This window comes from Bacillus pumilus (assembly GCF_024498355.1).
GTDB lineage: Bacteria > Bacillota > Bacilli > Bacillales > Bacillaceae > Bacillus > Bacillus pumilus_P.
The window spans coordinates 1,738,018-1,764,244 of record NZ_CP101833.1; the positions used below are offsets into that span (position 1 = coordinate 1,738,018).

Consider the following 26,227-nt stretch of genomic DNA (forward strand, 5'->3'; position numbering starts at 1 on the left):
TATACGAGATTGACGAAATGTGAAAGGAAGGGATAGACATGGAACGCCATTATTATATTTATTGGATTGAGGATGAATTTGCGCATCATTATTTTGGTAGAGAATCGATTTTGTTTCATTTGTTTGAGTCGTTACACTGGACGAACCGCACGGAAGATGAATTGGTTATGCTTGTGAAACAAGTGGATTACGTGACGAAACGAATCCCTGCTTTTCATATGCACCAGCGATTAATGAACAACTTAACGAACATTCACTATACACAAATAGGCTCGATTTACAGCGCCTCCTTACCAGATGGAAAAGGAACAGCTGCATTCATCATCAAAGATCGTTATATTCAAATGTCTGCCACAGGTAGTTATGAGGCAGAAGCGGTGTTTTTTGAAGTGCTGAGAAAAATCAGTCCTTGCTTCCTTGCCATGGACTTTGGATCAAAGAAGCACGGGTGGCTCAATCCGGTAAAAGTGAGGAATTTTGTTTAAAAAAATAAAATTGAACGTGAAATGTTGTATAATAGCCTTTTGTTTAGTACACTTTATACGAGACAACATGAAGGAGGAAGAATTATGGATTTATGGGTTGTCATCCTTGTAGGCGTTGTTGCACTGCTTGCAGGAGTTGCACTCGGATTCTTTATTGCTCGTAAGTATATGATGAGCTACTTGAAAAAGAATCCACCAATTAATGAACAAATGCTTCGAATGATGATGATGCAAATGGGCATGAAACCGTCCCAAAAGAAAATCAATCAAATGATGAAAGCCATGAACAACCAAGCGAAATAATACGTACGATATTATGATCATAGATGGAACATGGGCATAAAGAATGGACAAGCTATGTCCTTTCTTTATGAAGTCACCTTCATCAGACGCTTAAAACCACTGTACTTGCATGAATGAAGCAGGGAAGGTGGTTTTTATTATGGCGTCATGCATCATCTAAAAGACCAAAAACAAAAAACCCCTGTGATCAGAGGTTTTTGTTTCGTTTATTGTCACACATATCAACTTTTCTAAAATCGTGCGGCATGGTTTATATCATGAGATATGATTAGTTGGCTGAGTTTGAGTGTAGGTGTCGTTGATATTGTAAGAGGAGATGATCTAGCTGCTGGCTATGTTCGATGGTCACTGTTGATGTCATCCCATTATGCAAGACAACTTTCATCAGCTCTTCTCTTTTTTCTTCGATTTGAGTTAATAATGATGTTTTTACCAAAGTCATGTTCCTTTCATGCAAATCTTGATAAAAAGAATCGATTCTATTATATCCATATTAAGGTTTATTTTCAAATTTAAAGGATTCGTTATCTCGATGTCAAATTAAATTATATAAGGTTTTAAGAGAATAGACCATCTTTATTGAGATGATGTAAAAAAAATGAAATGATTTTGTCATCTCTTGTTGTATATTATAAGAAGGGGGGTGTTCTTTTGTCAGATCTGAATTATTTTTTAGCTTTTGGAGCAGGGTTTCTTTCTTTTATCTCACCGTGCTGTCTTCCGCTTTACCCAGCCTTTTTATCGTATATCACGGGTGTTAGTATAGATGAAGTGAAATCTGAGAAAGTGATGCTGAGAAGAAGAAGTCTGCTTCATACATTATTCTTTTTAATTGGGTTCTCTATCATTTTTATTGCGATTGGCTTTGGGACATCGTTCGTTGGTTCGTTCTTTATTGAATATCATCAAGCGATTCGTCAAATTGGGGCCATTCTCATTATTTTCTTTGGCTTTATGATTCTTGGTGTATTTCAGCCCTCTTTTCTGATGGGGGAAAAGAGAATGCAGTTCAAAAATCGTCCGGCTGGTTTTTTTGGATCAATTCTCATCGGAATGGGTTTTGCCGCTGGATGGACACCCTGTACCGGCCCGATTTTATCAGCTGTCATCACACTTGCCAGCAATAAACCGGAGTCCGCTGTGACCTATATGATTGCGTATGTATTAGGCTTTGCCATTCCGTTTTTTGTTCTGTCCTTTTTCATCACGAAAATGGCGTGGATCAGAAAGCGTCAGCAGCTCATCATGAGAATTGGCGGGATCATTATGATTGTGGTAGGGATTTTACTGTTCTTTGATCTTCTAACATGGATTATCATTATGTTCTCATCATTGTTTGGTGGATTTACAGGCTTTTGAAATCGTTTTCTACAGTCGCGGCGAATGGTTTTTTTTCGTCAATTGGAGTATATTATACATAGACTGACCTTAAAGAATAAAGGAATGATTTGATATGATGATCATAATCTCTTCTATAATTGCGGTATGTATGGCGGTAGCCGTCATGTTTATTCGCATTAAATCATCTGCAAAACCTGCAACCGCGAAAAAAATTATTTTACCTCCTATATTCATGAGCACTGGTGCTCTGATGTTTTTGGTCCCTATGTTTCAAGTAACTGGAGCTGAATTTCTTGAGGCGATCACAGTGGGGATGTTTTTCTCCATATTTTTAATTAAAACATCAAAATTTGAAATTAGAGGGAATGAAATTTATCTAAAGCGATCAAAAGCATTTGTGTTCATTCTCATTGGTCTTCTTGTTATTCGTATTGGCATGAAGACCATCCTGAGTTCTTCCATTGATTATGGTGCGTTAAGCGGGATGTTTTGGATCCTTGCCTTTGGCATGATCGTGCCTTGGCGGGTCGCTATGTATTTATCGTTTAGAAAGCTGTCTAAACAATTAGATCCGCAGCAGGCTCAAATGAATTAAACCTCCTTTATAAAAAGGAGGTTACAGCGTGTAGACAAACCCTCGCATTCGTTGTCAGTCCTGCGCGCTGGTGCTCACGAATGTCAAATTCGCTCCGCTCCAGTGCTCGTCCTTCCTAGAATTCAAAGGTTTTCTATCACGCTGAAAATAAGACAAAGGGCTAAAATAAAGATCATTTTAGCCCTTTGTCAACAATCTGAAACCTCCTTTATAAAAAGGAGGTTATTTTAATAGCGATTCGTATGGCGTGTGATCGATGTTTTTTTCTTGCAGGCGCTTAAGTAAAAACTTATGGTCTCGCTTTGGCGTAGCGATTATATAGCCGCGAATAATTAAGTCTAAATTAATGCTGGCAGCCTGTTCTTTTAATGCCAGTTCGCCAATTTTGCCCGCGATTTTTTCTTTGGCGACATCTCGAAACAGCTCTGGAACTGGTAATACGAGCTCATTTAAAAGCTGTTTGTCCTCATCCCGCCATAGGTGCAAGCTCTTTTGAATATATTCATCCTGCCAATCAAGTTCTGATTTCCCGTCTTCCTTCGGCAATCGTTTTAAAAATTTGCGAAACATAAAAAAGCCACCGATTGCTAGTAATCCGATCATCACTGTCCCCCAAAATAAAATGAACCACAAAAACCAGCCGCTTAACATGTTCTCACTCCTTATACCCCTTATGTCTCTATCTTATTTTACATGAAGAGATGATAGAAGAAAATAACAAAAATGTCTGTATCTTTTCTCTATAAGCGCCCCTTTTTCATTGATAGACGTCCATTTACTAGAAGGACCCAAACCATTTAGTAGAAAAAGCATATATTATCGTATAGCGACTCTACTATTTGGCCATGGTGGTTCGCAAAAGGGATTGACTTGAAACGAACGGAAGAGAGCCCACCAAAATGAAGGTGGGCTCTTAATGTTTGAAATGCGGCATTTGAAAGGAAAATGCCCCGTCTTGATGATGAGAATATTTTTTAATTTTTATCGATATGATTCGGTTTTCGTATTCTGTGTCAATGTCTTTGTTATTCAAATAAAAAGGGAGCATGACACTTTTTTCAATTTGCTGTTCGCTTTCATCATTTGGCTTTTGTGCCGTGAAAGCTAGAGTGAGCTCATATCCAGCGAAGGTCAGCTTTACATCAGTGATCGACAAGGTAGAGATATCGATCTCAATAATATAATCACGGCTTGTTTCATACAGATCAATTGGGAGGTGTTCATCATACCAGGCAAAAGGATCATCCATTAACACATTGAGCCAATCATCTATTTCAAGAAAATCAGAGGAATTCACTTGCTTTTCATTCTCCATAAACACTCCTCCATCACATCTCATAATAAATCATATGTTGAAAACTGAAATGTGTGAAAGACCTAAAACGTTTGGTCACGGGATGAGAAGGGAATGTTTACATATCATGATGTGAATTGTGCTTTTGTCTTGAATGGTTGCGGTTTTTCACTTTTTTACTGCCTGATAATGGCTCAGGCTGCCTGCCATGATGCTCCTTAGGAGAGTTTTGACGGATGTCTTTCCCTGTGTTTTTATTCGTCATGATTCTTGCTCCTTTCTTATTGGTTCTTTTTGCGTTTTTTATTGTTTTGTCTTTGTTCTTCTGTTAAAACGAGCTGATCATTTTCAATATAGCCTGCACCTTTTCCTTGGCTTTTGGCTGCGTTCATGCCGTTAATCACATGATTTGCTTTGCGTTTTGTCATGTTCTATCACCTCAATATTAGTATGAACCCGCGCCACTCGGTTTATGAAGAGTAATCATTTCCTAATGATAAGATAAACTTATTGAATTTAATAAAAGCATTGTTATTTACTTATGTATGAATTTGTTTTAAGATGAAATTGTGAGAAAATTGTGGTGAAATACGACGATTTTTCTGAGAATTGAAATTGATCTTGATCATCAAAAGGGGGATTTTGGACATGTCGAAACAGCAGCAAGTCGCTAAACAAGACGCTTTTCAATCTAGAAAAACGTTTTCGACAAATGGGAAAACGTATCACTATTATTCGTTAGAAGCACTAGAAAAACAAGGAATCGGAAATGTTTCTAAGCTGCCTTATTCCATTAAGGTACTGTTAGAATCAGTGCTTCGCCAAGTAGACGGTAGAGTGATCAAAAAGGAACACGTTGAAAACTTGGCAAAATGGGGAACTGCCGAGGTAAAAGAGATTGATGTTCCATTTAAACCATCTCGTGTTATTTTACAAGACTTCACGGGTGTACCAGCCGTCGTTGACCTTGCTTCTTTAAGAAAAGCAATGGCAGATGTCGGAGGAGACCCGGATAAAATCAACCCTGAAATTCCAGTTGACCTTGTCATTGACCACTCGGTACAAGTTGACAAAGCTGGAACTGAAGACGCATTAAACATTAACATGGATTTAGAATTCGAACGTAACGCAGAGCGTTATAACTTCCTTAGCTGGGCAAAGAAAGCGTTTAACAACTATCAAGCTGTTCCGCCTGCAACAGGAATTGTTCACCAAGTGAACTTAGAGTATCTTGCAAGTGTTGTTCATGCGATTGAAGAAGATGGCGAGATCATCACTTACCCAGATACACTAGTTGGTACTGACTCTCATACAACAATGATTAACGGAATTGGTGTTCTTGGATGGGGAGTTGGCGGTATCGAAGCGGAAGCTGGTATGCTTGGTCAACCTTCTTACTTCCCAGTACCAGAAGTCATTGGCGCTAAATTAGTTGGGGAGCTTCCAAACGGAACAACTGCAACTGACTTGGCATTAAAAGTCACGCAAGTACTACGTGAAAAAGGCGTTGTGAACAAGTTTGTTGAATTCTTCGGACCAGGCGTTGCACAGCTGCCATTAGCTGATCGTGCAACGATTGCGAACATGGCGCCTGAATACGGTGCTACTTGCGGATTCTTCCCAGTAGATGAGGAAGCTCTGGCTTACCTACGTCTCACTGGCCGTGATGAAGAGCAAATTAATATCGTTGAAGAATATTCTCGCGCAAATGGTTTATTCTATACGCCAGATGCTGAGGAACCAGTATTTACTGATGTCGTGGAAATTGATCTTTCTAAAATTGAGTCAAACTTATCTGGTCCAAAACGTCCACAAGATTTGATTCCACTTTCTGAAATGAAAGAGACGTTCCATAAACATATTGAAAGCCCAGCAGGAAACCAAGGATTCGGCTTAGAAAAATCAGAGCTGGATAAACAAATCGAATTTGATCTTTCAAACGGTGAAAAAGCTGTCATGAAGACAGGTGCGATTGCGATTGCAGCGATTACGAGCTGTACGAATACATCTAACCCATACGTCTTGATCGGGGCAGGTCTTGTTGCGAAGAAAGCAAGTGAGCTTGGTATGAAGGTACCAAACTATGTGAAAACGTCACTAGCGCCAGGTTCAAAGGTTGTAACAGGATACCTTGTGAACTCAGGACTTCTTCCATACCTAAGAGACCTTGGATTTAACATTGTTGGATATGGCTGTACAACATGTATCGGAAACTCTGGACCGCTTGAGAAAGAAATTGAGGAAGCTGTCTCTGAAAATGATCTGCTGATCACTTCAGTTTTATCAGGTAACCGTAACTTTGAAGGACGTATCCATCCGCTTGTCAAAGGAAACTACCTTGCATCACCACCACTAGTTGTGGCATATGCACTTGCGGGTACTGTAGATATCGACCTAACAAAGGATCCGATCGGTGTCGATAAGGGTGGCAAAAACGTCTATTTCAATGACATTTGGCCAACGATGGACGAAATCAACAGTGTTGTTAAGAGCACAGTAACACCTGAATTATTCCGTTCAGAGTATGAAACTGTCTTTGATAACAACGATCGCTGGAATGAAATCAAAACAACCGATGATGCACTATACAAATGGGATGAGAATTCAACTTATATTGACAACCCACCATTTTTCGAAAACCTTTCAGTTGAACCTGGCAAAGTTGAGCCACTTAAAGGACTTCGCGTTGTTGCAAAATTCGGTGACTCTGTCACAACTGACCATATTTCTCCAGCTGGAGCAATTGGGAAGGACACACCTGCAGGTAAATACTTGCAAGAAAGAGGCGTGTCGCCTAGAGACTTCAACTCATATGGATCTCGCCGTGGGAACCACCATGTTATGATGAGAGGTACTTTTGCAAACATCCGTATTAAGAACCAGATTGCACCGGGAACAGAAGGCGGATATACAACGTATTGGCCAACTGGTGAAGTGACATCCATTTATGATGCATGCATGCGTTATAAAGAAGATGGAACAGGTCTAGCGATCTTAGCAGGTAAAGACTACGGAATGGGTTCTTCACGTGACTGGGCTGCAAAAGGAACAAACCTTCTTGGGATTAAATTTGTTCTAGCTGAAAGCTTTGAGCGTATCCACAGAAGTAACCTTGTCTTCATGGGCGTACTTCCTTTACAGTTTAAAGACGGAGAAAGTGCAGAGACTCATGGACTAACAGGAACCGAAACATTTGAAGTAGATGTTGACGAAACAGTTCGTCCGCGTGATCTTGTCACTGTAAAAGCAATCGATGCAGATGGCAATGAGAAAACATTTGAAGTGCTTGTTCGCTTTGACAGTGAAGTCGAAATTGACTACTATCGTCATGGTGGTATCCTTCAAATGGTATTGCGTGAAAAATTGGCAAGCAACTAATTAAGAGAAGAAGAGAAGGCGGCCAAAAGCTTTCTCTTCTTTTTAAAATAGTGGAGGATCAATCATGTGGAAAAAAGTAATAGCAAGCGCTGTTTTACTTGTGTTGATTGGTTTACTTGCGTGGAATTTATTTGGGCCAAAAGAGCCGGCCATCGGTCTTGAAATAGGGGATCAGGCCCCTGATTTTGAGCTCAAAACACTTGATGGCAAAACCGCATCGTTATCTGATTATCGCGGGAAAAAGGTGCTCGTCAATTTTTGGGCGACATGGTGTAAACCATGCAGAACGGAAATGCCGGATCTAGATGCGATCAGAAGCGAGAATGATCAAGTCGAAGTACTAGCAGTGAATTTGACGACCACTGAAAAGAGTGTGGATCATGTCGCAGCATTCAGAGATGAATTAAAGCTGACCCTTCCTGTTTTATTGGACCAAAAAGGCATTCAAGCGAGGTATCAGGTGCTTTCATATCCAACTACATACATATTAGATGAAAAAGGACGCATCATGTCTGTGAAGCATCAAATGCTGACAAAAAAAGAAATTGAAACAGAGCTGGATCTATAATGATTCAGCTCTTTTGCTTATTTTCTAAATTTTTTGGCGAAAATGTAATACACATACACTGGAGGTGAGCGGAATGAGAAGAAGAAAACGCCGTACATTTGAAGAGCTTGTGCTTGAAAATAAGAAAGAATTATTAAGTAATGAGGAATTTTTAAACCAGCTAGAAGAAAAGTTGGAAGAGCGCTTTAGACAGAAATAAGTTATGTTTTATCCGTTTTCGTTCATCCTAAAGAAGAGGGAGGGATGAATGATGGGTAGAGAGCATGATAAACAAGCACAGTTTACACCAGACCATTTAGGGACAAAACCTGTGGCGTACAAACGCAATAAAGGTAAAAAGATGCATAATAAATCAAATGAACAGCCTGATGTGATACAGACGAAGGGCGAATAATAGGAGGGAAGCATGATGAATGGCAAGTCATATCAATCCAATCCAGATGATCGTTCTGATAATGTTGAAAAGCTCCAAGATATGATCGAGAACACGCTAGAAAATATTGATGAATCTGAAGCAGCGATGGCTCTTTCGACAGAGGAAGAACAGCAGATGATCAAGCAAAAAAATGAAAATCGCAGAACGAGTATTGACGCCATGCGTTCTGAGATAAAGGACGAAGAAGCAGCAAGAAAGAATGGCTATACCGAATAAACCAGGGATTCCTGGTTTATTTTATTGCCTCTTTTTAGAAGAACCTTTTGGAATGTGGTAAAATGGCAGAGACCTTAGGTTTCGATAGGAGAGCGATGAAAACGTGTATGTATCCAAAAAAGAAATAGAAGTCCGTTATGCAGAAACAGATCAAATGGGCATCGTGTATCATGCCAATTACTTAATTTGGATGGAAGTCGGCAGAACAGCGTTGATTAAAGAACTGGGATTTTCCTATGCGCAGCTAGAAGCAGACGGTGTCCTTGCACCTGTTGTAGATCTTCAGGTTCGATATAAAAAACCATTACTGTACGGCGAAACCGCAATCATCCATACGTGGATTGAAGAATACAATGGTGTCAAAACGGTGTATGGCTATGAAATTCAAAAGCCTAATGGACAAACAGCTATTACGGGGACAACCTCACATATTTGTGTAGACAAAGACACCTTTAGACCTATTCAGTTTAGAAAAGCCTTTCCTGCCTGGCACAAAGTATACGAACAGTCGAAAAAGCAGGGTTAATCTATGGCATTTGGTATTAAAAGAAGCGATTTGAACGCATGGAAATCAGCTGTTCGGCAAGGGAAAGTCGCCTTTTTGACACACTATTGGCTTGATGACCGTTTTCCAAATGCCAATACCGTCACAAAGGCAGCGTGTCAGGATATGAAGCAATTAATGGCTTGGGGAGAAACACATGGATTAAAAAAAGAATGGATTCATGTTCGAGAAGGCTTTCCTCATTTTGACCTGATCGGTGAATCGCAAGAAAGGATCTTGCAAAAGGAGCGGTCTTTAGGAAACATTCAGGAGTATGGACTATATATTGATGTATAAAACAAAAAAGATACCCGAGGGATGAGGTATCTTTTTTGTTATTCATAATGAAACTCTGGTTCTTTCACGGACTCGTTATAATCAATATGCAGATCATGGTTGTCAAAATACCAAATATCACTTTCCTCAATAAAGAAAGTAATACCTTCTAATTCAGCGGTTGCGCCTGCATTTTGAGGTTCATCTTTTGCGACGCCGAGAGAAAAGCCTTTTTGTACATTACTGCACCCGCCATATCTCACAAAAAAGCGAACATGATCACCTTTTTCTAAATCCAGTTCATCCTTGTACCAATTGAGTGCATCATCTTTCATCGTTAATTTCAATGTGATCGCCCCTTTTTGAAGTCATGCTGTTTTTTTACATGCAGAATGCAAAAACAGCTTTTCTGTACTTTTACCACATATTTAAACTTAATAAACGGCTAGAGCCATTTGATTTTCGGTTCAGTTTTGTTGAGAATTCGTTTGAGGTTGGCGATGTGTCTGTAGATCACAAAGCCAGCAAGAACGGCTACAACAATAATTAAGAATAGGTCTTGGGTGAATATGCTGTAAATGAATGTATAGATTCCAGTCAGCATTGATGATAAAGACACATATTTACTAATGTATAAAAATAAGAAAAAAGCAGCGATCATTGTGATAAATAAGAACGGGGCATAAAATAGCAACACGCCGCCTGACGTAGCGACTGCTTTTCCCCCCTTAAATTTTGCAAAGACAGGAAAGCTGTGACCGATAACAGCAGCAACTCCTGCTAGTAAGGGATGAATGTCCAGCTGCATGAAAAACGGTAAAGCTGAAGCGAGAGTCCCCTTTAAAATATCAGCTGTAATAACGATAGACCCTGCTTTTACCCCAAGCGTACGAAATGCATTCGTCGCACCTAGGTTCCCGCTGCCATGTTCACGGATATCGATTCCCTTTGCAGCTTTCCCGACAATGAGACCGGATGGAATACTGCCGAGTAGATAAGCCAAAATAAACATCAAAGCAATTAACATCTGCATAACTCCTTTATATTCTCCCTCTTGTCTTACATTTTAACATGATCTTATGAAAAACATGGCGATCTTTTTTTGAAAAAAGAGAAGGAGAATGAATTGAGCTTTGTTTTTCAGAAGAAATTCGCTAAAATAGAAGAAAAGGAGTGTCTGGATGAATCATCCTACTAAACAAGAAATCGGTCGTATATTAAAGAGCAGCAAACGAATTGCTGTTGTTGGTTTATCAGATCAGCCGCACCGAACGTCTTATATGGTCTCAAAAGCGATGCAGGATGCCGGTTATGACATCATTCCGGTGAATCCAACGATTGATGAAGCACTTGGCGTAAAATCGGTCGCGTCTTTAAAAGACATTCAAGAGCCTGTTGATATTGTCAATGTCTTTAGACGTTCAGAATTTTTACCTGAGGTGGCAAAAGAATTTCTTGAAATGGACGCACCTGTTTTTTGGGCACAGCAAGGCGTATATCACGAAGAAGCGAAAAGATTGATTGAGCAAAAAGGGAAAGTGGCCATCATGGATTTATGCATTAAAGTGGCTCATGCTATGACAAAAACTCATTAAATCGTCAAAAATCCTTGAAAAACCAAGGATTTTTACTTTTTTGTTGCAGAAATATATTTGCGATTCTAGAAGAAAGCGATAAAATAAGGCGACAGGGACATATCGATGACCTTGCATATCGAGAAAAAGAGCGATAAGATAAAGACGGAACACACGTTCTGTTTTGCTAAAACCATCATATGATTGCATTTGGCTTATGAAACAGTCTTGTTTATAATGGACTTCTAGTTCTGATTGCAGAATATGGGCCATTCTCATAGTCATGCAAAAGAGCATGTATAGCTGAATCACACATGCATGGTGATGATGCAGCTTATTAAAGTGGACAGTAATGAGCAGCATGATCATCATTAAAATCTAGAGAGATCATTTGATGATTAGCCGGTTATGTTTGTTAGTGAAAGGGGATTAAGCATTTGGTTAAAAAGCAGCAAGTAGATTATAACGATGATTCTATTCAGGTGCTAGAGGGGCTTGAAGCGGTCCGTAAACGTCCAGGTATGTATATTGGATCTACGGATTCACGCGGTCTTCATCACCTTGTCTATGAGATTGTAGATAACTCTGTCGATGAAGTGCTCGCTGGCCATGGAGATCATATCATTGTCAAAATACATAAAGATAACAGCATTTCCGTCCAAGATAAAGGACGAGGAATGCCTACTGGTATGCATAAGCTTGGAAAACCGACACCTGAGATCATTTTAACTGTCCTGCACGCAGGCGGAAAATTTGGTCAAGGCGGATATAAAACAAGTGGTGGACTTCACGGGGTTGGGGCATCTGTTGTAAACGCACTGTCAGAATGGCTCACTGTAACAATTGAACGAGATGGCTTTATTTATCACCAGCGATTTGAACACGGCGGCAAGCCAGTAACATCACTTGAAAAAATCGGGAAAACGAAAAAGACAGGAACACTGATTCATTTTAAGCCAGACCCAACAATGTTCAGTGTCACCACCTATAATTTCGATACATTATCAGAACGTTTAAGAGAATCAGCCTTTTTATTAAAAGGGTTAAAAATAGAGCTGATCGATGAACGGCACGATGTACAAGAAACCTTTTATTATGAGACGGGCATCGAAGCATTCGTAGCTTATTTAAATGAGGAAAAAGATGTACTTAGTGAAGTCGTCTCGTTTGAAGGGGAGCATCAGTCCATTGAAGTAGATTTTGCTTTTCAATTCAATGATGGCTACTCAGAAAATATCCTTTCCTTTGTCAATAACGTAAGAACAAAAGATGGCGGTACGCATGAGTCTGGTGCAAAAACAGCAATGACGAGAGCCTTTAATGAATATGCACGCAAAGTAACTCTTTTAAAAGAAAAAGACAAAAATTTAGAAGGCACTGATATTCGAGAAGGACTGTCTGCCATTATTTCTGTCAGAATTCCTGAAGAGCTGCTTCAATTTGAAGGACAAACAAAAGGAAAGCTTGGGACAAGTGAGGCACGGTCATCTGTTGACACTGTTATTTCTGAAAAACTTGCTTATTTTCTTGAAGAAAACCGGGAAACGGCGACTCTTCTTGTGAAAAAGGCCATTAAAGCACAGCAGGCAAGAGAAGCTGCTAGAAAAGCAAGAGAAGAAGCGAGGAGCGGCAAGAAACGTAAAAAGTCCGAAGCGACGTTAAGCGGGAAATTAACACCTGCTCAATCTAGAAACCCGGCAAGAAACGAACTGTACCTAGTAGAGGGCGACTCAGCGGGTGGATCAGCAAAGCAAGGACGTGACCGAAAGTTCCAAGCGGTGCTTCCGCTTCGAGGGAAGGTCATTAACACTGAAAAGGCGAAGCTTGCTGATATTTTCAAAAACGAAGAAATCAACACCATTATCCATGCAATCGGTGGTGGCGTCGGTGTCGATTTTAATGTAGAAGACATCAATTATGACAAAATTGTGATCATGACAGATGCGGATACGGATGGTGCGCATATCCAAGTGCTTCTGCTTACGTTCTTCTATCGCTATATGAAGCCGCTGATTGAGCATGGGAAAGTATTTATTGCACTTCCTCCGCTATATAAAGTCAGCAAAGGCTCAGGGAAGAAAGAAGTTATTGAGTATGCATGGTCTGATGAAGAAATGGATGGCGTACTCAAGAAAGTTGGAAAAGGGTATACGATTCAGCGCTATAAAGGTTTAGGTGAAATGAATGCCGACCAGCTATGGGAAACGACAATGAATCCAGAGTCGAGAACACTTGTCAGAGTAAAAATCGATGATGCTGCACGAGTGGAACGCCGCGTCACGACACTTATGGGTGACAAAGTAGAACCGCGCCGTAAATGGATTGAAAAGAATGTCGCCTTTGGACTTGATGAGGAAAGCAACATTCTTGAAAATGAAAACTTGTCGCTAGCTGAGGAGGTTTAAACATGGCACAACAAGAACGATTTCATGATTTACCATTAGAAGAAGTGATTGGAGACCGGTTTGGTCGCTATAGTAAATATATTATCCAAGACCGTGCGCTTCCAGATGCACGCGATGGACTAAAACCTGTACAACGAAGAATTTTATATGCGATGTACGCAGAAGGAAACACACAAGATAAAAACTTCCGTAAAGCTGCCAAAACAGTTGGTAACGTCATTGGTAACTACCATCCGCACGGTGACTCATCTGTTTATGAAGCCATGGTCAGAATGAGTCAGGAATGGAAAGTACGAAATGTGCTGATTGAGATGCATGGGAATAACGGAAGTATTGACGGAGATCCTCCTGCTGCCATGCGTTATACAGAAGCAAGACTTAGTGCGATTGCTTCAGAGCTTTTAAAAGATTTAGACAAGGAAACAGTCGAATTTGTCGCAAACTTTGATGATACAAGTAAAGAACCGGTTGTATTACCAGCGATGTTTCCAAACCTTCTAGTAAATGGATCAACAGGAATTTCAGCTGGTTATGCGACCGATATTCCTCCGCATCACCTGGGAGAAGTGATTGATGGGGTCATTAAACGAATCGAACAGCCGCACTGTACGGTTGAGGAATTAATGACAGTCATTAAAGGACCAGATTTCCCAACAGGCGGTATTATTCAAGGTGTGGACGGCATTAAGAAGGCTTATGAAACGGGAAAAGGAAAGATTATGATTCGCGGAAAAGCGGAGATTGAAACCATTCGCGGCGGACGCCAGCAAATCGTGATCACAGAAATCCCTTATGAAGTCAATAAAGCCAACCTTGTGAAAAAGATGGACGAGTTCCGAATTGAAAGAAAAGTAGAAGGTATTTCAGAGGTTCGAGATGAGACAGACCGTACTGGACTTCGAATTGTTGTAGAGCTGAAAAAAGAAGCTGATGCAAATGGTGTCTTGAATTTCTTATATAAAAATTCTGATTTGCAAATCCCGTATAACTTTAATATGGTTGCGATACATAATCGAAGACCGACCTTAATGACGCTCACAACAATACTTGATGCATATATTGCCCATCAAAAAGAAGTGGTAACGAACCGCTCAGCATATGAGCTTCGAAAAGCGAAGGAACGTCATCATATTGTAGATGGTTTAATTAAGGCCCTTTCCATCTTAGATGAAGTGATTGCGACAATCCGCTCGTCTAATGATAAGCGTGATGCGAAAAATAACTTAATGGAGAAATATGACTTTACAGAAGCCCAGTCAGAAGCGATTGTTTCTCTCCAATTATATCGTTTAACGAATACAGATATTACGCAATTAAGAGACGAAGCAAGTGAGCTTGACGTGCGTATAGCAGAACTTGAAGACATTTTAGGGAACGAGAAAAAGCTGCTAAAAGTGATTACGACCAGTTTGAAAAAGCTCAAAAAAACTTATGCTGATGAGAGACGATCTGTCATTGAGGAAAAGATCGAGGAAATTAAGATTAACCTTGAAGTGATGATCGCATCAGAGGATGTATACGTTACGGTCACGAAGGATGGATACATCAAACGGACAAGCCAGCGCTCCTATGCCGCATCTAACGGGAAGGACTTTGGCATGAAGGATACAGACCGGCTGATTCATCAGTTTGAAATGAATACAACGGATGTTCTTCTTTTGTTTACGAATAAAGGGAGCTACATTTATTGTCCGGTTCATCAGCTACCAGATATACGCTGGAAAGACATGGGCCAGCATATTACGAATATTATTTCGATTGATCGTGATGAATCTATTCAAAAAGCGATTCCAATTAAAGAATTTGATGAATCGTCCTATCTGGTGTTCTTTACAAAAGGCGGTATGGTGAAGAAAACAGAGCTTCTCCAATATAAAGCGCAGCGATATTCAAAACCGCTCGTCGCCTTGAATCTAAAAGGTGATGATGAACTCATAGATGTTCACGTCACAACAGGACAGCAAGAATTGTTTATTGCAACGAAAAATGGTTATGGATTGTGGTTTGATGAAGAAGAAGTGAGCGTTGTAGGCCCAAGAGCGGCTGGTGTCAAAGGAATCAACTTGAAGGAAGGGGACGAGGTGGTCTCTGGACAAATTATTGATCCGAAGAACGATGTCTTAGTTTTGACGACACAAAGAGGTGCCGTGAAGCGAATGAACCTCTCTGAATTTGATAAGACATCAAGAGCCAAACGCGGAGTGCTCATGCTAAGAGAATTAAAGAAAAACCCGCACCGTATTGTGGCTGTGATCGCTGCATCTTTGCACGATACACTTGAGATTGATACGGAAAAGGGTGCCATGATTCCGCTTGATATCTCTACTTTAAGAGCGAATGATCGTTATAGCAATGGATCATTTATTGTAGATGAGGAGGAGCAGGGAGAAGTGACCCATGTCCTTCTATCACCGGAATCTACTCCAGATGAGAATAAATAAGCAAACGAAAACCCCCTGAGATAGACAGGGGGTTAATTTTTATAATTTGGGTCATTTAGCTCTCGTGGTTGCCGAACAAGCTTGTAATGGCGTGAACCACTTCTATTCCTTGGTAGACGAAAAGTGAAAGTGAAGTGACAGAGAACAGACCTACAATGAATAATCTTAAGAAAAATAACATCGTGTAAAACCTCCCAATTTTTGTTTTGATTTAAATGGTTGGGTTAAACACGAGCTGCTCGGAAATAAGAAGATTGATAGAACACTGCAAGTAAATGCTTCTTTTTCCGGTCAAATCGATCAGTATAAGTGATGCGTGCAAATCCAGCTGTCATACTGCCAATGATCAGCAGTGCTGTAAATGCGGCAAATACTGCGTTCACATGTTTCTTTTCATCGCCTGTTGTCTGAACGATTTTTATTTCATGTGATTCTTGATCGGCAACCACTTTTGCATGATGGTATACCTGAACGGAATGAGGCATTGAGAACAAATGAAAACTTGCCAGTGCTATGAATAAGACAGCTAATTTTAACAGCATATTTTTTTTCATTTTTCTCACCCCTCCCTGTTTATTTTCATGATCTTACCACGTTTTCAGTTATTTGAAAAGTCTTGTTTTTTTACTTTCCCTCATTTAAAATGCTGTAAACATCAGGACATATATAGGACTGTTTCACTTCGTGAAAGGTTTCAATTTTATTTTTTAAATTTAAAAAAAGTGCCATGATGAGAATCTGGCACTTTTCAGTGAGAATGTAATGAATGAGGTTTTGCTACAGCTTTTGTAAAGATTCCCGCAATACAAATAGCGAATAGAACAAATATAAAGGCATGAAGCAGTCCTACCTCATTGGCGAGCAGTCCTAAAATTGGTGGCCCAGAAAGGGAGGCTGTGTAACCAGATAAGGTCACAATGCTGACGCGTTTGACGGCGTAGCGGCTATCATCCCCAGCTGCCGAAATGGTCAGTGGGAAGCCTAAAGAAGCGCCAAGTCCCCATAAAAAGATGGATATCATACACACTACGAGTGAAATCTTTAAAATGACTAACAATAGTCCTGCAGCAGCTGAAAAAATAGCGACTCTTAGCAATAACACCCTGCCAAAGCGATCAATTAAACGTCCGCTAATCAGTCGTCCACTAATCATCCCGCATAAAAATAAAGCATAGATGACGGTACTTATGGAATGTGAAACCTGGTAGCCATCTACCATCGCAAGTGGAATCCAATCATTTGCAGAGCCTTCTACAAATGCAAGACATAAGGCGATCATCGCAAGAGATATCGTCCGTTTGTTCAGCCATGCCGCATGAGAACCATCAACTGTTTTTGTTTGCTTCTCAAGATGATCCTTTCCTGTCCCGTGGGGAATAAACCGTGTACAAATCAAAATGCTGAGAAAGAAAAGAATGGCAATGATCAGAAGATGAATCAACACAGATACCCCTAGATGGATAAAGAGAATCCCAGCACCTGCACCGATTAACGTGCCAATGCTGAAGGAAGCGTGCAAAATAGGCAGGATGGTTTTCCTGATGTTGTACTCAATTTCCGTCCCTTCTAAGTTCATGGCCACATTGCACATGCCTGAGCCCGCTCCAAAAAGAAAAAGACCGGCAGTGACCACAAGGGTAGAAGAGAGCGTTGAACCAGTGGCGAGAGTCATGAATCCAGTGAACATCAAAAAAGCGCTGATCACAATGGCCACTCGTCCGCCTTTTTTACGAACGAATATATTGGAAAGGACAAGTCCAACAATAGAACCAACAGATAAGCCAAGTAAAATAAGACCCATTGTCCCTGTATTCGCTTGTAATAGATCTCTGACTTCCGGTGTCCGTGAAAACCATGTAGAGATGGAGATCCCAGACATCGTAAAAATGACAATAATCGCTTTATACCACTTTAATTCCATCTAATCCCTCACATTTAATGATATATATGACAGAACAAATCTACTCGATTATAAATGAGACTTCCTGATTCGTAAATAACATAAGGGAGGATCATACTGAAATTTTAGTCAAAAGAAATGAAGCCTTCACAATGCTTCTAGTGAAAGGTAAAATCAAGACAAAGGGGGCGGGTTTTATGCAGTCATATCGAATCGGGGTATTGAAAGGAGATGGGATTGGGCCAGAAATTGTACAAGCAAGTATGCGCATCTTAAAGGCAGCGCTGTCACAGTTTCATGAGTCATTTGTGGAATTTGTAGAATGTCCAATCGGTTTTGAAGCGATCCATTCTCCTCACCAAGATCCTGTGCCGACATCTACTAAAGACGAATTGAAAAAATGCCACGGGTGGATTTTAGGGCCTCATGATTCTGCATCATACCCAGACATATTTAAAGAGAGGAGGAATCCAAGCGGAGAGCTCCGTCATACGTTTGATCTATTTGCGAACATTCGTCCGTCTCAATCGTTACCAGGGGTACAAAGCCTTGCACGAGACGTCGATCTCGTCATTTTTCGAGAAAATACAGAAGGCTTCTATCCAGATCGGAACATGTATCATGGGGTAGGAGAGTGGTTGATTACACCAGATGTCGCTATATCTACAGGTGTATTTACAAAAAAAGCGATTACACGTATTGCCCATGCAGCCTTTCAAAGTGCGATGGAGCGCAGGCGAAAGGTTACTATTGTTCATAAGGCAAACGTTATCAAATTAGGGTCTGGTTTGTTTTTGCAAACATGCCAAGAGGTAGCAAAAGCGTATCCGCAAGTGGCGGTAGAGGATGTACATATCGATGCAATGGCGGCTCACTTGGTGAGACGTGCAAGTGATTTTGATGTGATTGTGACAGAGAATATGTTTGGTGATATTTTATCAGATTTAACAGGGGAACTAGTCGGAAGTTTAGGAATAGCCCCTTCATTAAATTGTAACGAAAACCAAGCCATGGCACAGGCAGCACATGGATCAGCACCGGATATCGCTGGGCAAAATATTGCCAATCCAATGGGCTTGATTCTTTCTACAGTGATGCTTTGTGACTGGTTACATGTGAAATATAAAGATGAAAGGTTAAAAAAGACGGCTGCTCTTATCGAACGTACACTTCATGAGATCATGAAAATGAACGTTAAAACGAAGGATTTAGGAGGAAACGAGGCGACGACACAATTCACAGAGGCATTCATTCAAACCATGAATTCAAATAAATAGAAGGGAGATTTCAGCACAATTTCGGATACAATATCGAGGTTGGTGAGCATTTTTTTGAATTTTGATCTGGACATCAGCTTGATCCAGTAGAACGTGCAAAAGGCATTGAAGGTGTCACCATTGGCGATAATGCTGTCATTGCGTCTGGCGCCGGTGTAACGAAATCGATGGAAATCCTGTGAAGTTTATTAAACATCTTGAAGAATCAAAATCTGACGAATGAACGAAGGATTTTGATTTTTTCTTTTTTATCTTAATAAGATAAGTATACTTAATTTTGAGACAACAGAAATTGATTCTCAGTTTAACTTCCTAGAATATATATTATGTAAACTAAAAAATATAAAGGACTCGATGAATGCCTTCTTTTAAAATGAGATTGGAAAAACCTTTACGTCTTGTCCTCTCATCTTATCACGGCTTTAATAGTTGATAAAGTTCTTTCCTTATCCCTATTTCCATTAAGTTATCATCTGTGTCTTTCTTTGAAATTTCGATAATTTCAGGAGTGAACCCACGTATAGCTTTTGCAACATCCACCGCTTCTTTTGAAAATAATTGTGTAGAGCCTCTCAGATCTACAAATAAAAGAACAGAGCGAAAAGAAACGCTCCGTTCTTTTTCAAACATCTATCTTATTTTCGTACAGCTTCAAATGTAATGAGTTGGGTATCTTTGGATGGTTCTTTTTTATAAGTATAGTCCGCAGAACAAGTAATATTAGAAAAACCAATGCTTTCTAATATAAGTTTGAATTCTTCAATTCCATACCATCTCATTGCGAACTTCTGTAATTCTGTGTCTATCAGCTTACCTTTTCTCCATTTCTCATACTTTAAATAAGTTAAGGTATATTGATCGATCCAGTTTATTTCAATTGATTTGCTTTCTAAAGAAATGCCTTCTTCGTCAGAAAGAGGAAAGGCTGCAGTAGTAATTTCTCCTGTACGCCAATTGATTGGTAATTGTAAATCAACTACTACACGTCCTCCTGGCATTAAATGATGATAAAAGCATTTTAGAGCTTCTTTAGCATCCATTAAACTTTCAATCAAGCAAAAGGAGCCTCTAGGTATAACGATAGTTTTATACTTTGTTTCCAAAGAAAAACTACTTAAGTTACCTTCATAGAGCTTTGGATTTAAGCCCCTTTCTTTGCATCGTTTCCGACAAGAATCTAACATTTCTGTCGAATAGTCAATTCCATCAACAATAAACCCACTTTCAATTAAGGGAATTAAGAATCTCCCCGAACCGACAGCAGCTTCAAGTACCTTCCCTTTAGTCCCTTTTAACCTTTCAAGATAATAATCAATATCACCCTCAATTGAATACCCCACTGGTTTCGTAAAATCATATAATTCCGTACTTAATGAACCATAATAACTAAACATCTTTTTCCCTCCGATATTAAATGCGGAAGGGTTTTAAACTGAACGATTAAAACTTCCGCACCTGAAATTTGTTAGATGTAGGTAAAGATCTGACTATCATAATAAATCACTCACTTTCTACATAGTATTGTTACATTATACACTTTCTTTAGCGTTTCCCTTTAAAATGATTGCAGGTTTTAACCCATTTTAAGAGTAATTTGGAAATTATCTTCTACAACCTAAATACTCTTAATATTGATTACTAACGTATAGATATTTCATTTTGATTTATTAGTCGTTCAGTATGGATCCGCTTAAATTATTGATTCCTTATTTGATTAGTGTTTATAATGCATACAATAGTATCTATTAAAATGTTAATAGGATACTGTTACTAACTACACTAATGTTTGCGTATCCAAGATCTTTTAATGTCGATTTCATTCCTTCAACATTTTCGATGGATTGAGGATAGGTGCAGTAGTAGCTTGTTCCAAATTGTGAGTCTGGGAGTGTTTCTATGAATAAATTATTGGCAATGTCGATATTAGGATTGGGTCTTAGTGGTGCCGCTTTAATTCTCTCAGTCTCTTTGTTATTCAAATCCCCAACAGAAAACTTTGAGCTGATGTTTGCTGCTGGATCAGCAGGGGCTTGCGCAGTTTTCTCTGTCTCATCCCTAGTTCTTCGAAAACGTTTAAATCATTTAACTGACAAAAAGTAAAGTAAGTGCAAAAAAATCCCAACCCTACAAGGTGGGGATTTTTTATTTAACTGATTGATCACACAAACTTGTTGCCTGGTTCACATCATGAATGGAACTAAATTCTTTGTCCTTAATAAATGAAATTGGTCATAAAGGTTCTTCAGTTTGAGTATGTTAATTTGTCTCATTCATTCCATTTCATTTTTCTCAAGTGCTTTTTTAAAATAATTATGATAAAAGTTAAATGACGCCTTCAATGGGGTACGTCGTTCCCAACAGCAAAATAGTAATGTAAGGTTTTTTTAATCTCACAAATGGCTTTTCGGTAATGGCTACGATAAGAGGCGTGCATCTTTGTTCTTCTCTTTATATTCCCGACTACTCCTGGACAGATCCTTGATGATATTCATGAATTGTGGAAGAACTTACAATTGGGTGTATCCTGAATGACTCCATCCGGGTGATCACGTTTTGCCTCCTTTCTACTCCCCATAAGTAAATTTAGTTCATCTGGCATGAGTATTAAATCAGTTATAAACTCTTCTTCAGTCCAGTTTCGTTTCAATACTTCCACTCTAATCTATGGTGTTTAATTCTAGTATAATTTTAATAGGAGAACACCAGCAAGAGAGCTAAAAGAATTAATTTCATCTGTTTATTTTACATTTATTGCAATTTGTATGACAGATTAGAGCAGAAACTCTGTGATCGATCCAATAACAAAGGCTATTACTTGAAAGTTTTTGGATAAATCATCCGGTTGGTAATTTGAAATTAACCGAAGTAAGTATTGGGTGATGAATAAAAACAATTTACCATGATAAAAATACAATCTAACCATAAAATAAGAATTCTTGCCTAACATTTAAAAAATAAAGAAAGATGGTTGAGTGAATGAAGAATAAAAACGAATTGATATTTGGGATTATTGCCTCCTCATCCGTGGCAGGGAGAGCAAATATTTCAAATATGAACGAAAAGATTGAAAATACGAATAGAGAACTTGTACTTGAATACCAAGGGGATCTTAAATAATGGAAACTTTAATAGATATTTTAAAGGTTTATGTAAGGATCATCACTATAATTCCTTGGCTTTTAATTGTGACATTGTTCATGGGGAAACGGGCAATAGGAGAAGTACCTGTATTTGATTTCTTGATCATTATTGTGCTAGGTGCTGTGGCAGGTGCAGATATCGCTGATCCGGATATTCCTCATTTATATACATTTTTATCAATATTAGCTATTGGAGTCTTACAAATCATTGTTTCAAAATTAAAATTAAAAAATCGATTTTTGGGACGACTGATTACATTTGAACCAACTATTGTCATCCGAAACGGTGCTTTTATTGTAGGAAATTTACAAAAAATCCGATATTCCTTAGATAATGTATTACAAATGTTAAGAGAAAAAGATATTTTTGATGTAAATGATGTAGAGTTAGCCTTAATCGAACCAAATGGGAAGCTAACTGCTTTTAAAAAACCTCATAAATCTACTATCACCGCAGAGGATTTAGGAGTTAAAAAAGTATCCGGAAATATTGCTTATCCTGTTATTATCGAAGGTAACATAGAAAATCAGGTTCTCACTCAGTTAAATTTAACTGAACAGTGGCTTGTTCAGGAGTTACAGAAAAAAGATCTGAAAACGGTTGATATTTTTTTTGCATCAGTTAATGCGAACCATGAATTGCACGTATCATTGAATAGTAACAACAAAAGTTTTAAGCCTGAGATAAATCATTAGTTTGTGACTTTTTCGTATAAAAATGCCGGGAAAAGACAATAGAAAATGGAACAAGCCAAAAAGTTTCAAAAAAGGCTGCGCCTAGATCAATGCAAAAGATATTGTAGGCAGGCTGGTGCAACCCCAAAAAAGGGTTAACCCCCCGTACGTGCTACCCATAAAGAGCACAAAAGTCTATGGTGCACCGTGATTACCGGAGTACGAACATGCACCAAGTGTATCATCTACCTTTTTCGCCAGCCTACGAATGCTTTTGTCGTTGGTGTTTGCAATCAAGCCATTAGTCAACCATGGATTAGAACTGCACCATGGAAAATAGATGAGTGTCTATAATGATGATTAGATCATTGGCCAATTTGTGTAAACGCGATTTGACTGTCTCATTTGCAGATTATATTCTTGCAAGGATTTTGAATACATCATACTCTGTTCCATGTCTAATGATTTCCTATCAATACACCAATAAAAGCTAAAATAATTCCACCAGCATAACTGGAAACCAAATAGTAAAGAAGGACGGAATGATTTCTTTTTTCCCTTAGTTGAATATTTTCTAATTTAAATGTAGAGAATGTTGTAAACGCACCCATGAATCCAACCCCAAAAAGGGCATATAAGTCTGAAGATAGACCCCTACCAACTATCCAACCTAACAAAAAAGAACCCGTTAAATTAACAAACAACGTCCCGAGCGGGAAATTCGAACTAAATTTTTTGTGTATCCATGTACTTAATGTGAAACGGGAGATAGCTCCTAGAAATCCTCCAATAGCAATCAATAATCCAGTCATGATGTTCATTCCCCTTTCCTCTGTAATCGTTTAAAAGAACGATGCCCAATATCGTAGCCTAACCACGACATCATAAGTCCTCCAAATAAGCTAAGTAATACATAAAGAAAGGCGAACCCAGCTAAATGATGTTGAATTAAAGTCACCGTTTCTACACTAAACGTTGAAAACGTCGTAAATGAACCCACTAATCCAGTACCGAGACCAGCTAACACATGTGGATGAAATTGTTTAAGTTTGACAATTCTACTCGTAAACCAGCCTAATACAAAGCAGCCAATCAAATTAATGAGTAAGGTTCCTAAAGGGAAATCATATCCCCACCAAGAATGGGTAAACACTCCCAAGTAATATCTAAGCAGACTGCCAATTATTCCGCCTGTTCCCACTAACAAATAAATCATTTTATACCACCTCTTTCAATCATTTAGGCAAAAAAATAGACTCCTACCCATCTATAAAGTGGGTAGGAGTCATTAGCACGATGGCAATTACGGCGAACTCCATCGCCTATATATTTAAGCCTTTAGTATTTTTCATTTTAAGCGATAAACCTGCTTATTTCAAGTGTTTTAGAAAGTGAAACTCTACTTTCTGCCTCTTCGTTATTTCACAATTAAAACTGGACAGTTCACTCGTTTGGCTACTTTATGACTGACACTTCCTAGGACCATTTCTTGAAACGAGTTTAATCCTCTGCTGCCAATAATGACTAGATCAAAATGATTGTCATTGGCATAAGAAACAATTGTAGGCCCGGGATCACCATGTTTCATTGTTAGTTTATAGGAACATTCTTCAGTTTGAAATTTTTCTTCTATTTTTTTCAGCTTCAGTCTTCTAGCTTGCTCTAGTGCCTCTGCACTTCCACTATGCAAAACTTCGCTTTTAGATTTAGAATAATCCAATACATAGATGAGCTCTACTTCTGCATCTGTCGTTAATTTCCCTAATTGAATCGCATGGTCCGTTGATCTCTCAGAATGAACTGAACCATCCACAGCTAATAATATTTTTTTATACATCTCTCATCCCCCTCATTAGTGACCTGATGCTTTTGCATTTGGTTGATCATAAGTAGCCAGTTTCTTCATTAGCTTTTTGCTGGCTTCATTTAACCCTGTCAAGCGGACGTCTTTATTATTTTCTTTCAATTTCAATACAACTTTATCAATCGCTGCAACAGCTGAATCATCCCATATATGGGCTTCAGTAAAGTTTAATGTGACTTTTTCTTTTGGTTGATCACTGAACGAAAATGATTGAACAAAATCCTGTACTGAGGCAAAGAACAGTTGACCGTTAATATCGTAGACTATTTCTTTATCTGAAGATTTTGAAGAAGCTTTTACACTAACCTTTGATATTTTGGCTACAAAGAAGACAGCACTCAAAATGATTCCTGCGAAAACGCCTTTAGATAAGTCATGAGTTGCTACAACTGTGACAACGGTGACAACCATCACAATAGAGTCTGATAATGGAACTTTTGTAAGTGTTCGTAATGATGACCAATCAAATGTACCGATGGAAACCATAATCATCACACCAACTAGAGCAGCCATAGGAATTTTCACGACCCAATCGCCAAGGACGATAATGAGAAACATCAAGAAAACGCCTGCAACAAATGTGGATAAGCGACCTCTCCCTCCTGATTTCACATTAATCACTGATTGACCAATCATAGCGCATCCCGCCATGCCTCCGAAGAATCCGGCAACAATGTTAGCAATTCCTTGGCCGCGGCTTTCTTTATTTTTATCACTATCTGTATCTGTCATATCATCTACGATAGATGCAGTTAATAAAGACTCTAGAAGCCCTACAATAGACAGTGCTAATGCTGTTGGAAAAATGATCATCAATGTTTCAATGTTTAAAGGAATATCAGGAATCATAAAGCTTGGCAAAGAGCTTGTGATTTTTCCTAAATCGCCCACAGTGCGTAATTCGAGATGACCAAATATAGCTAGAACCGTCATTGCAACAATGGCAACAAGTGGAGCAGGAACTACTTTAGTGAACCTGGGAAGAATATAAATAATGAGTAACGTAACCGCAACCACGATATAAGTCAGGTTAGATATTCCAACAAAATGGGGCACTTGTGCCATAAAGATTAGGATAGCAAGCGCATTTACGAAACCGACCATAACCGATCTAGGTATAAATTTCATAAAGCGAGCAATTTTCAGTGCACCAAATATGAATTGGATCATCCCAGTTAAGATGGTCGTAGCAAATAAATACTCAATTCCATGATCTTTCACCAAGGTCACCATTAACAGAGCCATAGCACCCGTAGCAGCTGATATCATTGCAGGGCGACCGCCCATAAATGAAATAACAACGGCAATACAAAAAGATGCATAAAGTCCGACCATTGGATCTACACCTGCTATCACCGAGAAAGCAATGGCCTCTGGGATAAGCGCAAGAGCAACAACGATTCCTGCTAAAATGTCTCCTTTTACATTTGGAAACCATTCGTTATGAAGTTTTTGTACGAACAAATGAAAAACACTCCTTCTTTTTTGAATTGACTTCTAACTCTCATAGAAGTC

33 protein-coding genes, 1 pseudogene and 1 riboswitch are annotated in these 26,227 nt (G+C 39.0%); of the genes and pseudogenes, 18 read left to right on the forward strand and 16 right to left on the reverse strand.

Features of this window, described 5'->3' with window-relative positions; genetic code table 11:
* Nucleotides 1–38: 38 nt before the first annotated feature.
* Nucleotides 39–485: a sporulation inhibitor of replication protein SirA gene (gene sirA, locus NPA43_RS08665; RefSeq protein ID WP_012010100.1), complete on the forward strand. Its 447-nt coding sequence runs from the start codon at nucleotides 39–41 to the stop codon at nucleotides 483–485.
* 84 nt (nucleotides 486–569) lie between these two features.
* Nucleotides 570–788, forward strand: coding sequence for a YneF family protein (locus tag NPA43_RS08670; RefSeq protein WP_003212379.1), 219 nt, complete (start codon nucleotides 570–572; stop codon nucleotides 786–788).
* Nucleotides 789–1,056: 268 nt separating this feature from the next.
* Here NPA43_RS08670 and NPA43_RS08675 read toward each other — a convergent pair whose 3' ends face one another.
* Nucleotides 1,057–1,230 carry an aspartyl-phosphate phosphatase Spo0E family protein gene (locus NPA43_RS08675; RefSeq protein WP_369810454.1) on the reverse strand — a complete coding sequence of 58 codons (174 nt, stop codon included), beginning with the start codon at nucleotides 1,228–1,230 and terminating at the stop codon, nucleotides 1,057–1,059.
* Nucleotides 1,231–1,439: 209 nt separating this feature from the next.
* Here NPA43_RS08675 and NPA43_RS08680 point away from each other — a divergent pair, with 209 nt between their 5' ends.
* Nucleotides 1,440–2,147 carry a cytochrome c biogenesis CcdA family protein gene (locus NPA43_RS08680; RefSeq protein WP_034323747.1) on the forward strand — a complete coding sequence of 236 codons (708 nt, stop codon included), beginning with the start codon at nucleotides 1,440–1,442 and terminating at the stop codon, nucleotides 2,145–2,147.
* 94 nt (nucleotides 2,148–2,241) lie between these two features.
* On the forward strand, nucleotides 2,242–2,724 hold the full coding sequence (locus NPA43_RS08685) for a CcdC family protein (protein WP_099725714.1): 483 nt from the start codon (nucleotides 2,242–2,244) through the stop codon (nucleotides 2,722–2,724).
* Nucleotides 2,725–2,946: 222 nt separating this feature from the next.
* On the opposite strand, the gene NPA43_RS08690 is transcribed toward NPA43_RS08685, so the two are convergent.
* From NPA43_RS08690 to sspO, 4 genes are all read right to left on the reverse strand, one after another.
* Nucleotides 2,947–3,375 carry a DUF2621 domain-containing protein gene (locus NPA43_RS08690; protein ID WP_034323742.1) on the reverse strand — a complete coding sequence of 143 codons (429 nt, stop codon included), beginning with the start codon at nucleotides 3,373–3,375 and terminating at the stop codon, nucleotides 2,947–2,949.
* Between the two features lie 262 nt (nucleotides 3,376–3,637).
* Nucleotides 3,638–4,039, reverse strand: coding sequence for an Hsp20/alpha crystallin family protein (locus tag NPA43_RS08695; RefSeq protein ID WP_256499611.1), 402 nt, complete (start codon nucleotides 4,037–4,039; stop codon nucleotides 3,638–3,640).
* A 97-nt stretch (nucleotides 4,040–4,136) separates the two neighbouring features.
* Nucleotides 4,137–4,283 carry a small acid-soluble spore protein P gene (locus NPA43_RS08700; protein WP_099728348.1) on the reverse strand — a complete coding sequence of 49 codons (147 nt, stop codon included), beginning with the start codon at nucleotides 4,281–4,283 and terminating at the stop codon, nucleotides 4,137–4,139.
* A gap of 16 nt (nucleotides 4,284–4,299) precedes the next feature.
* Nucleotides 4,300–4,446, reverse strand: a complete 147-nt coding sequence (gene sspO, locus NPA43_RS08705) for a small acid-soluble spore protein SspO (protein ID WP_099680711.1) — start codon at nucleotides 4,444–4,446, stop codon at nucleotides 4,300–4,302.
* A gap of 220 nt (nucleotides 4,447–4,666) precedes the next feature.
* Here sspO and acnA point away from each other — a divergent pair, with 220 nt between their 5' ends.
* From acnA to NPA43_RS08740, 7 genes are all read left to right on the forward strand, one after another.
* The gene (acnA, locus tag NPA43_RS08710; protein ID WP_256499612.1) at nucleotides 4,667–7,396 is read left to right on the forward strand and encodes an aconitate hydratase AcnA; all 2,730 of its coding nucleotides are present in this window, start codon (nucleotides 4,667–4,669) and stop codon (nucleotides 7,394–7,396) included.
* Between the two features lie 64 nt (nucleotides 7,397–7,460).
* Nucleotides 7,461–7,964 carry a TlpA family protein disulfide reductase gene (locus tag NPA43_RS08715; protein ID WP_256499613.1) on the forward strand — a complete coding sequence of 168 codons (504 nt, stop codon included), beginning with the start codon at nucleotides 7,461–7,463 and terminating at the stop codon, nucleotides 7,962–7,964.
* 73 nt (nucleotides 7,965–8,037) lie between these two features.
* Nucleotides 8,038–8,163: an FbpB family small basic protein gene (locus NPA43_RS08720; protein ID WP_003211002.1), complete on the forward strand. Its 126-nt coding sequence runs from the start codon at nucleotides 8,038–8,040 to the stop codon at nucleotides 8,161–8,163.
* 51 nt (nucleotides 8,164–8,214) lie between these two features.
* Nucleotides 8,215–8,358 carry an acid-soluble spore protein N gene (locus NPA43_RS08725; protein WP_008357830.1) on the forward strand — a complete coding sequence of 48 codons (144 nt, stop codon included), beginning with the start codon at nucleotides 8,215–8,217 and terminating at the stop codon, nucleotides 8,356–8,358.
* Between the two features lie 15 nt (nucleotides 8,359–8,373).
* A complete protein-coding gene (gene tlp / locus NPA43_RS08730) occupies nucleotides 8,374–8,616 on the forward strand; it encodes a small acid-soluble spore protein Tlp (protein WP_099728351.1) in 243 nt (80 codons plus the stop codon).
* Nucleotides 8,617–8,719: 103 nt separating this feature from the next.
* Nucleotides 8,720–9,142, forward strand: coding sequence for an acyl-CoA thioesterase (locus NPA43_RS08735; protein ID WP_256499614.1), 423 nt, complete (start codon nucleotides 8,720–8,722; stop codon nucleotides 9,140–9,142).
* Between the two features lie 3 nt (nucleotides 9,143–9,145).
* Nucleotides 9,146–9,457, forward strand: a complete 312-nt coding sequence (locus NPA43_RS08740; RefSeq protein ID WP_099728353.1) for a hypothetical protein — start codon at nucleotides 9,146–9,148, stop codon at nucleotides 9,455–9,457.
* Nucleotides 9,458–9,495: 38 nt separating this feature from the next.
* Here the strand turns inward: NPA43_RS08740 and NPA43_RS08745 are convergent, their stop codons facing one another.
* On the reverse strand, nucleotides 9,496–9,771 hold the full coding sequence (locus NPA43_RS08745; RefSeq protein WP_370461103.1) for a HesB/YadR/YfhF family protein: 276 nt from the start codon (nucleotides 9,769–9,771) through the stop codon (nucleotides 9,496–9,498).
* Between the two features lie 110 nt (nucleotides 9,772–9,881).
* Complete coding sequence (plsY, locus tag NPA43_RS08750; RefSeq protein ID WP_099728355.1) at nucleotides 9,882–10,463, reverse strand: glycerol-3-phosphate 1-O-acyltransferase PlsY; 582 nt, start codon at nucleotides 10,461–10,463, stop codon at nucleotides 9,882–9,884.
* Between the two features lie 154 nt (nucleotides 10,464–10,617).
* Between plsY and NPA43_RS08755 the strand changes: the two genes are divergently transcribed.
* The 3 genes from NPA43_RS08755 (at nucleotide 10,618) to parC (ending at nucleotide 15,856) form a co-directional block, all read left to right on the forward strand.
* A complete protein-coding gene (locus tag NPA43_RS08755) occupies nucleotides 10,618–11,031 on the forward strand; it encodes a CoA-binding protein (protein WP_230030210.1) in 414 nt (137 codons plus the stop codon).
* A gap of 416 nt (nucleotides 11,032–11,447) precedes the next feature.
* A complete protein-coding gene (parE, locus tag NPA43_RS08760; protein ID WP_099728357.1) occupies nucleotides 11,448–13,415 on the forward strand; it encodes a DNA topoisomerase IV subunit B in 1,968 nt (655 codons plus the stop codon).
* Nucleotides 13,416–13,417: 2 nt separating this feature from the next.
* Nucleotides 13,418–15,856 carry a DNA topoisomerase IV subunit A gene (gene parC, locus NPA43_RS08765; protein WP_099728358.1) on the forward strand — a complete coding sequence of 813 codons (2,439 nt, stop codon included), beginning with the start codon at nucleotides 13,418–13,420 and terminating at the stop codon, nucleotides 15,854–15,856.
* 55 nt (nucleotides 15,857–15,911) lie between these two features.
* On the opposite strand, the gene NPA43_RS08770 is transcribed toward parC, so the two are convergent.
* The 3 genes from NPA43_RS08770 to NPA43_RS08780 all read right to left on the reverse strand — a co-directional run bounded on the left by NPA43_RS08770 (nucleotide 15,912) and on the right by NPA43_RS08780 (nucleotide 17,777).
* Entirely contained in the window at nucleotides 15,912–16,037 is a 126-nt protein-coding gene (locus NPA43_RS08770; protein WP_256499615.1) for a hypothetical protein, read from the reverse strand.
* Between the two features lie 43 nt (nucleotides 16,038–16,080).
* Complete coding sequence (locus NPA43_RS08775; RefSeq protein ID WP_230030212.1) at nucleotides 16,081–16,410, reverse strand: hypothetical protein; 330 nt, start codon at nucleotides 16,408–16,410, stop codon at nucleotides 16,081–16,083.
* 194 nt (nucleotides 16,411–16,604) lie between these two features.
* Nucleotides 16,605–17,777, reverse strand: coding sequence for an MFS transporter (locus NPA43_RS08780; protein ID WP_256499616.1), 1,173 nt, complete (start codon nucleotides 17,775–17,777; stop codon nucleotides 16,605–16,607).
* Between the two features lie 176 nt (nucleotides 17,778–17,953).
* On the opposite strand from NPA43_RS08780, the gene NPA43_RS08785 reads away from it, so the two are divergent.
* On the forward strand, nucleotides 17,954–19,033 hold the full coding sequence (locus NPA43_RS08785) for an isocitrate/isopropylmalate dehydrogenase family protein (protein ID WP_256499617.1): 1,080 nt from the start codon (nucleotides 17,954–17,956) through the stop codon (nucleotides 19,031–19,033).
* Nucleotides 19,030–19,256, forward strand: a pseudogene (locus NPA43_RS19250) (hypothetical protein); the annotation flags it as partial. The gene NPA43_RS08785 and the pseudogene NPA43_RS19250, both read left to right, overlap by 4 nt.
* Before the next feature lie 191 nt (nucleotides 19,257–19,447).
* Here NPA43_RS19250 and NPA43_RS08795 read toward each other — a convergent pair.
* Nucleotides 19,448–19,663 (reverse strand): hypothetical protein, encoded by a 216-nt coding sequence (locus tag NPA43_RS08795; protein ID WP_099728362.1) that lies wholly within the window; start codon nucleotides 19,661–19,663, stop codon nucleotides 19,448–19,450.
* 5 nt (nucleotides 19,664–19,668) lie between these two features.
* The gene (locus tag NPA43_RS08800; RefSeq protein WP_256499618.1) at nucleotides 19,669–20,427 is read right to left on the reverse strand and encodes a class I SAM-dependent methyltransferase; all 759 of its coding nucleotides are present in this window, start codon (nucleotides 20,425–20,427) and stop codon (nucleotides 19,669–19,671) included.
* A gap of 502 nt (nucleotides 20,428–20,929) precedes the next feature.
* Between NPA43_RS08800 and NPA43_RS08805 the strand changes: the two genes are divergently transcribed.
* Together NPA43_RS08805 and NPA43_RS08810 are read left to right on the forward strand one after the other, a co-directional pair.
* Nucleotides 20,930–21,133 (forward strand): hypothetical protein, encoded by a 204-nt coding sequence (locus tag NPA43_RS08805; protein ID WP_256499619.1) that lies wholly within the window; start codon nucleotides 20,930–20,932, stop codon nucleotides 21,131–21,133.
* A gap of 1,016 nt (nucleotides 21,134–22,149) precedes the next feature.
* Entirely contained in the window at nucleotides 22,150–22,869 is a 720-nt protein-coding gene (locus NPA43_RS08810) for a DUF421 domain-containing protein (RefSeq protein WP_099728365.1), read from the forward strand.
* A 437-nt stretch (nucleotides 22,870–23,306) separates the two neighbouring features.
* On the opposite strand, the gene crcB (NPA43_RS08815) is transcribed toward NPA43_RS08810, so the two are convergent.
* The 4 genes from crcB (NPA43_RS08815) to NPA43_RS08830 all read right to left on the reverse strand — a co-directional run bounded on the left by crcB (NPA43_RS08815) (nucleotide 23,307) and on the right by NPA43_RS08830 (nucleotide 26,176).
* Nucleotides 23,307–23,663: a fluoride efflux transporter CrcB gene (crcB, locus tag NPA43_RS08815; protein WP_256499669.1), complete on the reverse strand. Its 357-nt coding sequence runs from the start codon at nucleotides 23,661–23,663 to the stop codon at nucleotides 23,307–23,309.
* A 2-nt stretch (nucleotides 23,664–23,665) separates the two neighbouring features.
* Nucleotides 23,666–24,064 (reverse strand): fluoride efflux transporter CrcB, encoded by a 399-nt coding sequence (gene crcB, locus NPA43_RS08820; RefSeq protein WP_099728367.1) that lies wholly within the window; start codon nucleotides 24,062–24,064, stop codon nucleotides 23,666–23,668.
* 56 nt (nucleotides 24,065–24,120) lie between these two features.
* Nucleotides 24,121–24,180: riboswitch (Fluoride riboswitch) on the reverse strand.
* An 85-nt stretch (nucleotides 24,181–24,265) separates the two neighbouring features.
* Nucleotides 24,266–24,685, reverse strand: a complete 420-nt coding sequence (locus NPA43_RS08825) for a universal stress protein (RefSeq protein ID WP_099728368.1) — start codon at nucleotides 24,683–24,685, stop codon at nucleotides 24,266–24,268.
* Nucleotides 24,686–24,700: 15 nt separating this feature from the next.
* The gene (locus tag NPA43_RS08830; RefSeq protein ID WP_256499620.1) at nucleotides 24,701–26,176 is read right to left on the reverse strand and encodes a SulP family inorganic anion transporter; all 1,476 of its coding nucleotides are present in this window, start codon (nucleotides 26,174–26,176) and stop codon (nucleotides 24,701–24,703) included.
* Nucleotides 26,177–26,227: the final 51 nt, after the last annotated feature.